Source organism: Mammaliicoccus sp. L-M44, assembly GCF_022386355.1.
Classification (GTDB): domain Bacteria; phylum Bacillota; class Bacilli; order Staphylococcales; family Staphylococcaceae; genus Mammaliicoccus; species Mammaliicoccus sciuri_A.
In genome coordinates, this window is sequence record NZ_JAJNIU010000025.1 from 19737 (window position 1) to 34461 (window position 14725).

Annotated in this window: 13 protein-coding genes; 12 read left to right on the forward strand and 1 reads right to left on the reverse strand. The window is 31.0% G+C overall.

Annotation, left to right across the window (positions count from 1 at the left end; genetic code table 11):
* The first annotated feature begins 40 nt into the window (after positions 1-40).
* The 5 genes from LQ611_RS11975 to LQ611_RS11995 all read left to right on the forward strand — a co-directional run bounded on the left by LQ611_RS11975 (position 41) and on the right by LQ611_RS11995 (position 6184).
* Entirely contained in the window at positions 41-640 is a 600-nt protein-coding gene (locus LQ611_RS11975; RefSeq protein WP_025904800.1) for a 6-phosphogluconolactonase, read from the forward strand.
* Positions 579-791, forward strand: coding sequence for an SAS053 family DNA gyrase inhibitor (locus tag LQ611_RS11980; protein WP_370622769.1), 213 nt, complete (start codon positions 579-581; stop codon positions 789-791). Before LQ611_RS11975 ends, LQ611_RS11980 begins: the two co-directional genes overlap by 62 nt.
* 151 nt (positions 792-942) lie before the next feature.
* A complete protein-coding gene (fumC, locus tag LQ611_RS11985) occupies positions 943-2331 on the forward strand; it encodes a class II fumarate hydratase (RefSeq protein ID WP_025904801.1) in 1389 nt (462 codons plus the stop codon).
* 89 nt (positions 2332-2420) lie between these two features.
* Positions 2421-3947: an exopolyphosphatase gene (ppx, locus tag LQ611_RS11990; RefSeq protein ID WP_239709589.1), complete on the forward strand. Its 1527-nt coding sequence runs from the start codon at positions 2421-2423 to the stop codon at positions 3945-3947.
* A 71-nt stretch (positions 3948-4018) separates the two neighbouring features.
* The gene (locus LQ611_RS11995) at positions 4019-6184 is read left to right on the forward strand and encodes an RNA degradosome polyphosphate kinase (RefSeq protein ID WP_025904803.1); all 2166 of its coding nucleotides are present in this window, start codon (positions 4019-4021) and stop codon (positions 6182-6184) included.
* Positions 6185-6231: 47 nt separating this feature from the next.
* Here the strand turns inward: LQ611_RS11995 and LQ611_RS12000 are convergent, their stop codons facing one another.
* Entirely contained in the window at positions 6232-7053 is an 822-nt protein-coding gene (locus tag LQ611_RS12000; protein WP_025904804.1) for an RluA family pseudouridine synthase, read from the reverse strand.
* A gap of 104 nt (positions 7054-7157) precedes the next feature.
* On the opposite strand from LQ611_RS12000, the gene LQ611_RS12005 reads away from it, so the two are divergent.
* From LQ611_RS12005 to LQ611_RS12035, 7 genes are all read left to right on the forward strand, one after another.
* Positions 7158-8696 (forward strand): bifunctional GNAT family N-acetyltransferase/carbon-nitrogen hydrolase family protein, encoded by a 1539-nt coding sequence (locus LQ611_RS12005; protein WP_107572928.1) that lies wholly within the window; start codon positions 7158-7160, stop codon positions 8694-8696.
* Between the two features lie 17 nt (positions 8697-8713).
* Positions 8714-9823 (forward strand): GAF domain-containing sensor histidine kinase, encoded by a 1110-nt coding sequence (locus LQ611_RS12010; protein ID WP_025904806.1) that lies wholly within the window; start codon positions 8714-8716, stop codon positions 9821-9823.
* An 18-nt stretch (positions 9824-9841) separates the two neighbouring features.
* Positions 9842-10471 (forward strand): response regulator, encoded by a 630-nt coding sequence (locus tag LQ611_RS12015; RefSeq protein ID WP_025904807.1) that lies wholly within the window; start codon positions 9842-9844, stop codon positions 10469-10471.
* A 159-nt stretch (positions 10472-10630) separates the two neighbouring features.
* Positions 10631-11908: a dicarboxylate/amino acid:cation symporter gene (locus LQ611_RS12020; protein WP_025904808.1), complete on the forward strand. Its 1278-nt coding sequence runs from the start codon at positions 10631-10633 to the stop codon at positions 11906-11908.
* A gap of 162 nt (positions 11909-12070) precedes the next feature.
* Complete coding sequence (gene xdrA / locus LQ611_RS12025; RefSeq protein ID WP_025904809.1) at positions 12071-12529, forward strand: XRE family transcriptional regulator XdrA; 459 nt, start codon at positions 12071-12073, stop codon at positions 12527-12529.
* A 75-nt stretch (positions 12530-12604) separates the two neighbouring features.
* Positions 12605-13735, forward strand: coding sequence for a DUF445 domain-containing protein (locus LQ611_RS12030; RefSeq protein WP_025904810.1), 1131 nt, complete (start codon positions 12605-12607; stop codon positions 13733-13735).
* 74 nt (positions 13736-13809) lie between these two features.
* Positions 13810-14175, forward strand: coding sequence for a YlbF/YmcA family competence regulator (locus tag LQ611_RS12035; RefSeq protein WP_025904811.1), 366 nt, complete (start codon positions 13810-13812; stop codon positions 14173-14175).
* Positions 14176-14725 lie beyond the last annotated feature (550 nt).

Here is a 14725-nt window from a genome sequence, read left to right on the forward strand (position 1 = left end):
ATTTTTGTAAATAGACAAGTTGAAATGAGGAGTGGACAAAATGGCTTTAAACTTTAAAGTATTTGAAACAAAAGATATTGCTGCACGATATGCTGCAGATGTAGTTCGCAAACAATTTAATTCAGACAGCACTTCAGTTGTCGGCGTACATTTAGAAGCAGAGCAAACATCATTTTTCGATGAACTATTAGATGATGTTAAGAAAAATCCTGTGAATTTCAGTCAAATTCATATTTTAGATTTTGATGGTAAAGAAGATTATTACACAGAATTAGGTGTTCCTGCTAAACAAGTATTAAAAACTGATGTCGGTAGCGATGTTGAAGCGTTTATTAAAGAAAAAGTTAATACTGACAAAAAGAAAAACAAATTAATGTTAGATGTTGTCACTTTAACTGAAGATAGCAGAACTGGATTAGACTATGACCAAGCAATTCATCCAGCAAGAGAAGTTATCGTACTTGTCACTGGTAAAGAAAAAGCTAAAGCAGTAAGTCAGTTATATCAAGAACCTGCAAATGGTTCTGTTGAATCCGCTAAATTAAAACAACATAGAATGGTAACAGTTGTATTAGATAATGAAGCGGCACAAGGCTTACCTGAAGACGTTAGATCTTACTTCTCAATTCAATTTTCATAAGAAGGTGAGAAATTTGAATAAAAATCTAGAAGAAGAAAATGAAATGGTTCAAGACCTAGAAGATGTTAAAGAACTAGGTAAAGAAATGGAACAAATATCAGAACAAAATGATGAAGCTTTTGAAGAAAAGAAATCTGAACAAGAGTCTTAAAATATAGACTGGGACATAATGTAATGTCTCAGTCTCTTTTTTTCGTTAATTTAAATTATCTGACAACTGAGAGTTTAAATCGCTTTCTTTATACGATATAATAGAGATGAATAAAGAATGATGAATTCAAGAAATAAAGGGGAGTATTGAAATGAGTTACAGAATTGAACATGATACATTTGGTGAAATTAAAGTTCCAAGTGAGAAATATTGGAAAGCACAAACACAAAGAAGTAAACAGAATTTCCCAGTAGGTAAAGAACAAATGCCAATTGAAGTGATTTATGGATTTGCACATTTAAAAAGAGCAGCAGCAATTTCAAATCATGAACTTGGTAAATTATCTGATGATAAGAAAGATGCCATTGTATATGCTACTGATGAAATTTTAAATGGAAACTTAGATGAACATTTTCCTCTAGTAGTTTGGCAAACAGGTAGTGGTACACAAAGTAATATGAACGTGAACGAAGTTGTGAGCTACGTTGCAAATGAATACTTGAAAGACAAAGGTTCAGAAGAGTCCGTTCATCCAAATGATCATGTTAATATGTCTCAAAGTTCAAATGATACATATCCAACTGCAATGCATGTTGCATTATATCATGAAATTGAATCTAAATTATTACCAGCAATTGGTACGTTAAGAGATACATTTAAGAAAAAAGAAGAAGATTTCAAAGATATTATTAAAATCGGTAGAACACATTTACAAGATGCAACACCTTTAACTTTAGGTCAAGAAGTTAGTGGTTGGAGATATATGTTAGATAAATGTGAATCATTATTAAATGAATCTAAAGGTCAATTATTAAACTTAGCAATTGGTGGTACAGCAGTTGGTACAGGTATCAATGCACATCCTGAATTCGGCGATAAAGTGGCGAAACAAATTAGTGAACAATTAGGCTATCCATTTGTATCATCTGAAAATAAATTCCATGCATTAACTGCTCATGATGAAGTTGTTTATGTTCATGGCGCACTTAAAGCATTAGCAAGTGACTTAATGAAAATTGCGAATGACGTAAGATGGTTAGCTTCTGGCCCAAGAGCTGGATTAGCTGAGATTTCAATTCCAGAGAACGAACCAGGTTCATCAATCATGCCAGGTAAAGTAAACCCAACTCAATGTGAAATGTTAACAATGGTTGCTGTACAAGTATTAGGAAATGATGCAGCAGTTGGTATAGCAGCATCACAAGGTAACTTTGAATTAAATGTATTTAAACCAGTTATTTTATACAATACATTACAATCTATTTATTTATTAACAGATGGTATTGAAACATTTAATAACAATTGTGCAGTTGGAATAGAACCGATTGAAGAAAATATTGATAAATATTTAAATCAATCATTGATGCTTGTTACTGCGTTAAATCCACATATTGGATATGAAAATGCAGCAGCAATTGCGAAGAATGCTCATAAAAACGGATTAACATTAAAAGAATCTGCAATTGAATCTGGACTTCTAACTGAAGAACAGTTCGATGAGTGGATTAAACCAGAAGATATGATAAGCTCTAAAAAATAATAGCAGCTTTAAGACACAAATATAAAGAACAGAAAAAAGGTGCTATAGGCACCTTTTTCTGTATCAAAATATAACTTTGGAGGCAATTTATGAAGAGATTAGGATTAATAGATATAGGTTCCAATACTATAAGACTTGTTATTTTTGAATACTCTAAAGATACAGGTTTAAATGAACTACAAAACGTTAAAACACCAGCACGTTTGAGTCAATATATAGAAGAAGATAAAACAATGAATAAAGATGGAATCAATATTTTAGTAGAAACTTTAAATAGTTTTAAAAAAGTTGCCGAAAAATTTCAAGTGGAAGAACTTGTCCCTGCAGCTACAGCAGCAGTAAGACAATCTAAAAATATAAATGAAATTATTAAAAGTGTAAAAGACAAAACGAATCTCGATATTGAAATTATTCCAGAACAAGATGAGGCGTTTTACGGATTTTATGCAGCAACACATACTTTAAATATAAATAATGGTATTACAGTTGATATAGGTGGTGGTTCAACAGAAATAACTTATTTTGAAGATAAAAAGTTAAAAGAGGCAATAAGTTTTCCTTTTGGTGTTGTAACTTTAGAGAAAATGTTTTTCGCTGATAAAGATCATAATGATAAAAATGCGATAAAAAAATGTGAGAAGTATGTTAAAGAACAGTTTGAATCTGAAAAATGGATAAAAGATAAAAACGTTCCTATTATTGGAATTGGTGGATCTGCCCGAAATAATGCGCGTATACATCAGTCTTTAAATAATTATCCAATTGCTGGTGTACATGGGTATGACATGACTAAAAAAGGGCTTGAAGAAGTGTTTGATGTCTTGAAAAAATCTGATAAAAATGAATTAAAAGATTTAGATGGTTTAAGTAGAGACCGTACAGATATCATTTTACCTAGTTCTATTGTTTTTAATACATTATACGATATCTCAGATGCAAAACGTTTTACGTTCTCAAGAAAAGGTCTACGTGAAGGTTTAGTGATGACAAGAATTAAAGAAGAATTTCCAAAGGCATTTAATAAAAATAATGTCACAAGTGATGCATTAAAACATATAGCAAATGAATATAATATCAATGCTTCAAACGGTAAACAACGCATGAAATTAGCTGAAGATTTGTTAAATAAATTAGAAGAAATCACTAGCTTCAAAATTTCAAAAGAAGATAGAGAAATATTTAAAGAAGCGGCAAATTTATATTATTTAGGTTCATTTATTGATGCAGATTCTAGTTCACAACATACGTATTATATTATAGCCAATTCAAGTATTAATGGCTTATCGCATAAAGAAAGGGTTAAATTAGCACTTTTGGCAAGTTTTAAAAACAAGACATTATTAAAGTTTTATATAAAGGGGACGCCTTGGTTTGATGATGAAGAAATCGAACTTATTCAAAAGCTTGGCGGCATCATTAAGTTTGCGCATGCTTTAAATGTTTCCAATACCGATTGCATCGAATCAATGGCATTAATTGAAAAGAAAAATGAATTTGAATTAAGGGCCAAATATGTTACAGACCCAATCGCTGAAGAATATCAATCTGATAGACAGAAAAAACATTTAGAAAAGTTACTATCGAAAAAACTTAATATTATATTTACACAAGATTAATAAACTTACGTTTAAATGAAGTAGTGTGATTTTATAATCTTGATTGGAAATTTGTAAAGGGTGAGATAATTATGGAAGCACAAGCGGAACAATTTTATTTAGACAATCCAGAATATTACAACAACCGAGAATTAAGTTGGCTAGACTTTAATTATCGTGTTCTTGAGGAAGCAATTGATCCTAACAATCCTTTATTAGAACAGTTGAAATTTTTAGCAATTCATAGTTCTAATTTAGATGAATTTTTTATGGTTAGAGTAGCGGGGTTGAAAGACCAAGTTAAGATGAATTTTAATGAACCAGAGAATAAAGCGCAATTGACACCTAAAGAACAACTTATCGGCATTGAAAAGAAAAATAGAGTGAACGTCGAGCTTCAATATAAGCGATTTAATGAATTAAAAGATTTGTTAAAGAGTTATAAAATATTTATTACACAACCAGAAAGATTGACAGAACCTTTAATTGAGCAACTTCAACATCAATTTAACACTGAAATATTACCAACACTTTCACCGTTAGGGATAGATGCATACAGGCCATTCCCAAAATTAAATAATAAAATGTTGAATTTGTTTGTAGATATTAGGTTAAATGATGGTGAAATTAGATCGGCAATCGTACCCGTTCCAACATTATTAGATAGAATTATTAAGTTAGAACATGAAGGCGTTAAATATATTGTATTTCTTGAAGATGTCATTTCATTATTTATTGAACAATTATTTAATGGATATGAAGTGATTAATACGTACACATTTAGGGTGACAAGAAATGCAGATTTAACAATTCATGAAGAAGGTGCAGAAGATTTATTAATAGAAATAGAAAGATTTTTAAAAGAAAGAAAAAGTGGTGCAGCAGTACGACTTGAAATTGATAGTAGACATATAGATTCAGAAGTGAAGAGTATTTTCTTAATGAATGAACTTGAGTTATCAAATGAAGATATATACAGAGTTAATGGTCCACTAGATTTAACAGTGTTATTCTCTCTTGTAGGACAATTAGAAGATTTATTCCCAGAACTATTATTTAAACCTTATACACCACAATTACCTTCCTCATTAAGTAAAAATAATGTTTTTGAATTAGCATTGGAAAGAGATGTATTTTTCCATCATCCGTATGAATCTTTTGAGCCGATTGTTGAATTTATAAAAGAAGCTTCAGAAGATCCAGATACACTTGCTATTAAGCAAACACTTTACCGTGTGAGTAGTGATTCTCCGATCATTCAGGCTTTAAAAAATGCAGCTGAAAATGGTAAACAAGTTACAGTACTTGTTGAATTGAAAGCGCGTTTTGATGAAGAAAACAACGTTCAGTGGGCGAGAATGTTGGAGGATGCAGGTTGTAATGTTATATATGGTATGACATTCCTTAAAACACATAGTAAAATTACACTAGTTATTAAGAAAGTTAAAGGAAAAGTGACACCTTTCGTTCATTTAGGAACAGGAAATTACAATGATAAGACAGCTAAGATATATACTGATATGGGAATTATTACGACAAACCCTAAAATAGGGCAAGATGCGATTAACTTCTTTAATTATTTAAGTGGTTATTCATTAAAGCCTGATTATAATGAGCTAATCGTTGCGCCATTTGAAATACGAGATTTCTTTGTTGAACATATTGAACAAGAAATGAAGTCTCATAAAGAACATGGCAATGGTCTCATTATCGCTAAAATGAATTCGTTAACAGATAAAAAAGTAATTAAAAAATTATTTGAAGCATCACAATGTGGTGTTAAAATCAAACTGATTATTCGTGGTATTTGTTGTCTTAAACCAGGTATTAAAGGTGTAAGTGAAAATATCGAAGTAATCAGTATTGTAGGTCGATTTTTAGAACACTCAAGAATCTATTATTTCTACCATAATGGACAAGAAAAAATGTATCTTTCTTCAGCTGATATGATGACAAGAAATATGATTAAACGTGTTGAAATATTATTCCCAGTATTAGATCCTAATTTAGTTAAACGTTTAAAAGGTATTGTTGATTTACAACTCAATGATGGACTAAAAGGTCGTATTCAAAATAATGAAGGTGTATATCAATACAATGATGCAGGGAATAAACATATGAACTCACAAGAAATGTTAATGGATGAGGCAATGTTAGCAGGGAAAGAAATGAGAAAGTCTCATTTAAATATAGGGAGACCTGTAACGAGTAAAAGAAGTAACTTAATTAATAAATTTAAAGAAAGATTAAAGCGATAAATAGCTAAAGCCAACAAAGTTAAAGCTTTGTTGGCTTTTTTAGTTATTTAATCGTCTAACGTAACTGAAATCATTTCATCTTTAAATGGATGTTCGAATTCTATTTTATAGCTGTGTAATTTTAATTTTCTCAGTTTACTATTGTTATAAAGTGGGTCACCGACAACTGGATGTCCAATTTCTGCAAGGTGGACACGAATTTGGTGTGTTCTACCCGTATCTAATTTTAATTCTACTTCTGCCGTATGTTCATCAATCATATGACTTTCAAGTATATGTGTGATAGCACGTTGACCTGTTGGTGATACACGTCTTTTGTTTGGATGGAACTTGTCTTTACCAATTGGCATATCAATTGTTTGTGGTTTAAGTGGTAATAAACTATCAACTTGAGCTTTATATGTTCTTGTAATTTCTCTATCTTCTAACATACGATCTAATATTTTTTTAGCGATAGGGTGTTTTGCGACTAACAATAATCCAACAGTTTCTTGGTCAAGTCTATGAACAGGTTCAGCATAGTCTGAATCTAAAGTATAGATTACGTGATTCATAAGTGTGTTTGCTTCTTTTAAATCGTTTGGATGTGTCTTTACACCTTTAGGTTTAACGACAATTGCTAAGTATTCATCTTCGTATTTAATTTCAGCTAATCGGTAACTAGAAACATATTGGCTTGATTCGTCAAATAATGGAATATTGAGTTTATCTCCGGCATTTACTGTATTTCTTAATGTACATGCTTCGTCATTTATCGTAAGTTCTTTTGACATTCTTAAAAGGTGAAGTTCTTTCTTTGGTAGATGTAAAGATTTAAACATCTCTTCGATTGATTGACCTTCAAATTTTGATGGTATTGTAATTTGCATAGCGTCCTCCAGGAATATTTCTCTCAAAATCGGGAAAAATTATATTATAACAAAAAATAAGTTATAATTATTATAACAAGAAAAAGAGATAAGGAGTATGTTTCATGTCAAAATCAATCGATAATAATGAATTTAACGTTAGTATTAATACTAGACAGATGACTTTTGATGATATTGATGAAGTTATTGAATTACAGTCTAAATGTTTTCCAGGGATGGAACCGTGGGAAAGAGGTCATCTTGAAAGTCACTTAAGAATGTTTCCGAGAGGACAAATTGTTGTAGAATTTGAAGGTGAAATTATAGGTTCATGTTCTTCTCTTATCATCAATTTTGATGAATATGATGATAGACATACTTGGGATAGTATTACGAATAATGGTTATATTACAAACCATAATGATCACGGTCACAATTTATATGGTATTGAAGTTATGGTTCATCCTGATTATAGAGGTATGAAAGTTGGCGCAAGACTGTATGAAGCTCGTAGAGAAATTGCTTATGAATTAAACTTAAAGAGTATCATTATAGGCGGTAGAATTCCTAACTATCATCAATATAGTGATGAATTAACACCTCGTGAATATGTACAAGGTGTCATTAAACATCGTATTAAAGATCCCGTATTAACATTTCAATTGATGAATGATTTTACGTTAATGCGTATTAATCCAAATTATTTAAATGATGATGTTAAAAGTATGAAATTTGCAACTTTGATGGAATGGAATAATCCTGATTACATAGCGAGAAGTAATGTTCATTTTAAAACAAGTGAACCTGTAAGAATATGTACAGTAAACTATATGATGCGTAAAATTAATTCATTTGAAGAGTTTGCAAACCAAATTGAATACTTTATTGACGTTGCATACGATGCGGATAGTGATTTTATCGTCTTTCCAGAATTGTTGACGACGCAATTAATGAGCTTTGATGAACAAAGTAATCCAGCAGAATCTATTAGAAAATTAGCTACTTACACATCACAATATATTGAGATGTTCAATCAGTTTGCGATGAAATATAACATCAACATTATTGGTGGTTCTCATTTCGTTGAAGAAGGTGAAGATATTTATAATATTTCATATTTATTTAGACGAGATGGCTCTATCGAAAAACAATATAAAATCCATGTAACACCAAATGAAAGAAAATGGTGGGGTGTATCACCTGGTAATGGCGTTGAAGTATTCGATACTGATTGTGGTAAAATTGCGATTCAAATTTGTTATGATAGTGAATTCCCTGAAATGGCGAGAATTGCAATGGAAAAAGGTGCAAAAATTATATTTACACCATTCTCAACAGAAGATAGACAAAGTTATTTACGTGTAAAATATTGTTGCATGGCACGCGCTATAGAAAACCAAGTTTACACAGTAACTTCAGGAACATGTGGTAACTTGCCACAAACTGAAAATATGGATATCCAATATAGTGCTTCAGCAATATATTCTCCTTCAGACTATGGTTTTGCTCGTGATGGTATCGTGAGTGAAACAGGTGAGAATTTAGAAATGGTTGCTATTGGCGAAGTTGACTTAGAAGTATTAAGAAGAGGTAGAGAAAACGGAACTGTTAGACATCTTAGAGATAGACGACATGACGTATATAATATTACGTATAATCAATAATAAAAAAGGTGATTGATATGGAAAAACCAACGCGTACAAGCCTTTTAAAAGAAATTGCAGAATTTTTAAATGAAGAGACTGAAATGTATAGTATGATGCATGGCGCACTTAAAAAATTAGTAAGCGGCAGTAACTTTCATACAGGTTGGATATTTTTTATTGATGAAGAAGGTAAACATGAACTTGTTGCTGAAGAAGCGTTACCGCCCGCTTTAACACATAATAGCTGCCAATACATGACAGAAGGTACGTGTTGGTGTGTAACAGCATATCAAAATAAAAAACTGACGAAAGCTTCAAATATTATTACATGTTCAAGAATTGTAAAAGCAACTAAAGAACATCATGACAAGACGGATGGCATTACACATCATGCAACTGTGCCACTTCGTTCTGGTAATGAACAGTTTGGATTGCTTAATATTGCGACACCAAATACGAAGCGTTATTCAGAAGAAGATTTAGAATTGTTAGAGTCTGTAGCATTTCAGATCGGCTCTGCTATTAAACGTATATTATTAACGGATCAAGAAAAAGAGGCAGCTCGTATAAATGAAAGAAATAGATTAGCGAGAGATTTACATGATTCTGTTAATCAAATGTTATTTTCTTTAAAAATTACTGCACATGCTGCGAAAAGTCTTGATGATCAAGAAGCGGCTAAGAAAGCTTTTCAAACAATTGAAGAGACGAGTCAAAGTGCTGTCAATGAAATGAGAGCACTAATATGGCAACTTAAACCGATAGGATTGGAACAAGGTTTAATATCAGCTATTAAACAATATAGCCAGTTAATTCATATTGAACCTGAATTCGAAGTTGAAGGGCTTATTGATTTGCCGAATACAATTGAAGAGAATGTTTATCGCATTATTCAAGAATCATTAAATAATATTCATAAACACTCAGGTGTAAATAGTGCGAAAATATTTCTAGAACAAAATAAAAATACGTTTAAATTTAAAATTGTGGATAACGGTAAAGGATTTGAAAGCCAAGATTTAGACAACAAGCTATCTCACGGTTTGAGAAATATTAAACAACGTGTTCAAGGTATGAAGGGACATGTAGATATCAAATCAAAATTGAATGAAGGAACAGAAATTCTGATTTCTATTCCACTTTAAATGTTAGGAGTATCACACATGAGTTATAATATAATCTTAGTAGATGACCATCATATTGTGCGACAAGGATTAAGTTTCTTACTAGATACTGTTCCAGATTTCAAAATACAAGCTGATTTCTCAAGTGGCGTGTTATTGCTAGAATACTTAGAACAACACGAATCACCAGATATCGTTCTTTTAGATTTAGTTATGCCTGATATGAATGGCATTGAAATTACAAGTATCATGAAGAAGAAATACCCAAACATAAAGATATTAGTTTTAACAAGCTTTTATGATGAAGAACATGTCATATCAGCAATTGATAAAGGTGCAGATGGTTATGAAATTAAAGATGTAGAACCTGATTCACTTATTCAAACAATTAGATCTGTATTAAATGGTGAGAAGAAAATTCATCCAAAAGTACAGTCTGTTATTTCTGAAAGTGAACGGAAACCACATAGAGAAAATAAATTATCAAAAAGAGAACTTGAAGTACTAGCAGAATTGGTGAAAGGTAAGACGAATAAAGAAATTGCAGAAACACTATTTGTATCTGAAAAAACTATCAAAACACATGTCAGTCATATACTAAATAAATTAAAAGTATCAGACAGAACACAAGCTGCCGTTTATGCAATGGAACACCAATTATTAATTTAATTACAGATATAATATTTTTACGAGTAAGTATTGTCATATTCAATACTTACTCGTTTTTATGTAAAATCACAAAAATAAATTTACAAAATGAAAGCACTTAAAGTATAATATGTTACATGGGAGAAATGATTTTACTTACTTTATAGGGGGTAGTTTAATATGAAAGTCAGGAAAAACTTAACTTTAAAAATTGTTATCGCTTTAGTATTAGGTATAACAGTTGGTTCGATTTTTAATATGTTTGCCGGAACGGGTTTCGTTCAAGGTACAAATCAATACGTATTTAATGTAATTGGTCAAATATTCCTTAACCTCATATTCATGCTTGTAGTACCAGTCGTATTTGTTTCAATTGTATTAGGGGTTATTGGCGTAGGTGATCCAAAATTACTAGGTGGTATAGGATTAAAAACCGTTACATTCTTCTTATGTACTACGGCAATTGCGATTACTATCGCAATGTTACTTGCTTTAGTATTTAAACCAGGTGTTGGTCAATCAGATTTATTAAATAGTGATGATGTTAAAAAATATGGTGCTGAACAAAAAGCTAAATCATCAGATCAAGCTGCACCAGAAAATCAAACATTTGATCAAACATTGATTAATTTGTTCCCACAAAATCCAATGAAATCTATGGTGGAACAAGATATGTTACCAATTATTACATTTGCAATCTTTATTGGTGTAGGAATGATTGCACTTGGTAGTAAGGTTGAAGCGGTGAAAAAAGTCTTCGAGCAGACCAATGATATACTCATGTATATCGTTACTATGATTATGAATTACTTCGCACCAATTGGTACATTTGGACTAGTTGCAACAGCTTTTACAAACGCAGGATTTGGCGCAATTAAACAACTTGGTATGTACTTCTTTGTTGTATTATTAGCGTTAGCAGTGCACTTCTTTGTGATCTATGGTGGGGCTGTTAAATTATTAGCAGGTAAGAATCCTTTCTGGTTCTTCAAAAAGTTCTTCCCAGCTATGACAGTTGGCTTTAGTTCATCAAGTTCAAACGCAACATTACCTATCTCTTTGGAATGTACTAAAGAAATGGGTGTGAGAAAAGAAATTAGTTCATTTGTTCAACCATTAGGTGCTACGATAAATATGGATGGAACAGCTATTATGCAAGGTGTCGCAACGATATTTATAGCTCAAGTATCAGGTATCGATTTAACAATTATGCAAATGGTAACTGTTGTCGTTGTTGCTGTTATTGCTTCAATTGGTACTGCAGGTGTTCCTGGTGTTGGCCTTGTTATGTTAGCAATGGTACTGACTTCAGTCGGATTAGACCCCGCAGCAATAGGTATTATTTTAGGTATAGATAGATTGTTAGATATGACAAGAACTTCTGTAAATATTACTGGAGATGCTGCATGTGCACTAATTTTATCTGAAAGAGAAAAGTCAAAATTTGTAAAAGAATAAACAATTTAGTGTATTAAAGGGGTAAATTGATATTAAATTCAATTTACCTCTTTTAATTTGGTTAAAAATGTATTATGATGTTACTTGTGCTTGAAAAAATCGTGTATTTTTGCAACATATTAAATCAATTAATATAAATATTAAAAAGAAAGGTAGATATAGATGGATAAACAAACATTTACAACAATAATCCAAACAAAATTCAAAATGGTTCGTATTGAGGCTGGATACACTCAAGATACTATGGCGAATACAGTAGGATTATCTAAGAAAACTTTAGTGCAAATTGAAAAAGAGAGAGTATTACCTAACTGGACGACATGTGTATCAATTTGTGCATTATTCAGAGATTCAGATGTTTTAAATACTACTTTTGGTTGTGACCCATTAGAAGTTATTCAAATCATATCTCGTCATCATTGTGCATATCCAAACCATGACAATACTAGCGATATTTACTGGGTAACACTTGATGCTAAATCTGGCTATATTTTACAATCTAATAAAAAATCAGATCTTTACAGAGTATTAAACGAAGAACGTCAGCCAATCTTCGGTACTGCGAAAAAACGTGAAGCAGAAACTTATTTCTTACGTAAAACGCAATCATTATTTGTTTAAAATTTGTATAATATTTGTTAAAAGCTACTTCTTAGATTATTCTAAAGAAGTAGCTTTTTTAGAAGGAGAATTTCCATGACAACAATTATAACCGTATTTAGTATGATGGTAATTGGTGCGTTAATAGGTGGATTTACAAACTTTATCGCAATTAAAATGTTATTTCATCCTTACCATGAAATTAGATGGTTTGGATATAAATTACCGTTCACACCAGGCTTAATACCAAAAAGAAGAAATGAATTATCAGAAAAAGTAGGTGAGATGGTTACTAAACATCTCTTAACACCTGAAGTATTTAAAGAAAAACTTGTGAATCCAAGTACGAAGAAAGTACTTGAAGACACGATAAAAGTTCAATTTAATACTTTAAAAGAGAAAAAATATACGATTCAAAACTTTGTGGATCGAATTGATTATCCACTAGAAGAGAAATTAAATGAAACGATCAAATCTACTATTAAAGAAAAGATTGATCAATATTATGCTTCTCATAAGAATGACGACATTAAATCACTCATTCCAGAAGAAATACTTGAACAATTAAATATTCAACTGAATCGTGTAACACCAGAAATTTTAACAAAAATTGATGAATATTTAGTATCTGAAAAAGGTGAACAAGATATTCATTCAATGGTTGAAGAATTTTTTGAACAAAAAGGTAGAATGGTCGGCATGATTCAAATGTTTATGACAACGGAAGATATTGTATATAGAGTTAAAAAAGAACTCAGAAATGTCATTAAACAAGAAAAAATCAAAAATATGATTGATCTGCAAGTGCATAATCAATACGACAAATGGATGGCTAAACCTTTACAAGAAGTTTTAACAGATGAAAGAAAAGAAAAAGCCAAAACATTATTCGCAACAGAAATTACAGAATCTATTAATGTTAATAAATATTTAAACACACCTTTAGATGAACTCGTTCCAAACTTATTTGTATATATGGAAGGAAGAGGAACAGAAAGATTTATTGATTATATGATTGGTAAAGTTGGCGATAATATTAGCTTAATTTTAGAAAGAATGAAATTAGCAGAATTGATTAAAGATCAAATTGACCGATTTGAATTATCTTATTTAGAAAAATTAGTCATAGAAATCTCTAATAAAGAATTAAAATTAATTACATTATTAGGCTTTGTATTAGGTGGAATTATTGGATTATTACAAGGAATAATCGCTATTTTTGTATAAGACTTAGAATTATGATACAGTATTATTGGAATTGATTTTCTAATACATTTATTTATTATAGGAGCGAATTAATTATGGCAGAAGTAAACATTTACGACAAAGCGAATGAACTAGAACAAACTTTACGTGCAAGTGAAGAATATAACAAAATTAAAGAACAATATGAAAAAGTTAATGCAAACCCAGAAACAAAAAAATTATTCGATGAATTCCGTGAAATTCAATTAGAATTACAAACTAAACAAATGCAAGGCGAAGAAATTTCAGAAGTAGATATTGCTAGAGCTCAAAAATCTGCTCAAGAAATTGAACAAAACGAAACAATTGCTGAATTAATGCAAGCTGAACAAGCAATGAGTCAATTAATTCAAGATTTAAACCGTGTTATCATGAAACCATTAGAAGATATCTACGGTAGCCTTGAAGAAAACCAAGGTTAATTAACTTTTATGAGTCGACAAAGTCATTCGATTTTGTCGGCTTTTTTTGTGGAAATTTTTATTAAGGATTATATATGGTGGGGAATGATGATGAGTGGAGGCTGTTATTTGCAGTTTTGGTGAGAAGTGCAAATACTGAGTACGTTAGTAACACTTCGGCAGAGATTTGTAATTAAGGCGGTCTATGGTAACACTTTGGCAGAGATTTGTAATTAAGGGGGTCTATAGTAACACTTCGGCCGAGTTTTGTAATTATGGAGGTCTATAGTAACACTTCGGTTGAGTTTTGGAATATGTCCATATAATTGTGTAATAAAAAAAGAGCCATATATAGCTCACTTTAGTACAATGTAATCGACTAAGAAAAAATTGTAGAGGTGACTATATATGACTCAATTAAATGTTAACTTAGATTATGAAGAATTGGCAAGTGCTATTTTTGGAAGTGATATGAATGCATCTATGAAAACAATAGCTATGACTGTCATAAATGCATACATGGAAATGGAAAGAGATAAGTATGTTAATGCTGGATATAAACAAAAGAATT

Bases quoted from the DNA above. Each gene is read 5' to 3' on its own strand.
- LQ611_RS11975 (WP_025904800.1), top strand. From the start codon at position 41: ATGGCTTTAAACTTTAAAGTATTTGAAACAAAAGATATTGCTGCACGA.
- LQ611_RS11980 (WP_370622769.1), top strand. From the start codon at position 579: ATGAAGCGGCACAAGGCTTACCTGAAGACGTTAGATCTTACTTCTCAA.
- fumC (WP_025904801.1), top strand. From the start codon at position 943: ATGAGTTACAGAATTGAACATGATACATTTGGTGAAATTAAAGTTCCA.
- ppx (WP_239709589.1), top strand. From the start codon at position 2,421: ATGAAGAGATTAGGATTAATAGATATAGGTTCCAATACTATAAGACTT.
- LQ611_RS11995 (WP_025904803.1), top strand. From the start codon at position 4,019: ATGGAAGCACAAGCGGAACAATTTTATTTAGACAATCCAGAATATTAC.
- LQ611_RS12000 (WP_025904804.1), bottom strand. From the start codon at position 7,053: ATGCAAATTACAATACCATCAAAATTTGAAGGTCAATCAATCGAAGAG.
- LQ611_RS12005 (WP_107572928.1), top strand. From the start codon at position 7,158: ATGTCAAAATCAATCGATAATAATGAATTTAACGTTAGTATTAATACT.
- LQ611_RS12010 (WP_025904806.1), top strand. From the start codon at position 8,714: ATGGAAAAACCAACGCGTACAAGCCTTTTAAAAGAAATTGCAGAATTT.
- LQ611_RS12015 (WP_025904807.1), top strand. From the start codon at position 9,842: ATGAGTTATAATATAATCTTAGTAGATGACCATCATATTGTGCGACAA.
- LQ611_RS12020 (WP_025904808.1), top strand. From the start codon at position 10,631: ATGAAAGTCAGGAAAAACTTAACTTTAAAAATTGTTATCGCTTTAGTA.
- xdrA (WP_025904809.1), top strand. From the start codon at position 12,071: ATGGATAAACAAACATTTACAACAATAATCCAAACAAAATTCAAAATG.
- LQ611_RS12030 (WP_025904810.1), top strand. From the start codon at position 12,605: ATGACAACAATTATAACCGTATTTAGTATGATGGTAATTGGTGCGTTA.
- LQ611_RS12035 (WP_025904811.1), top strand. From the start codon at position 13,810: ATGGCAGAAGTAAACATTTACGACAAAGCGAATGAACTAGAACAAACT.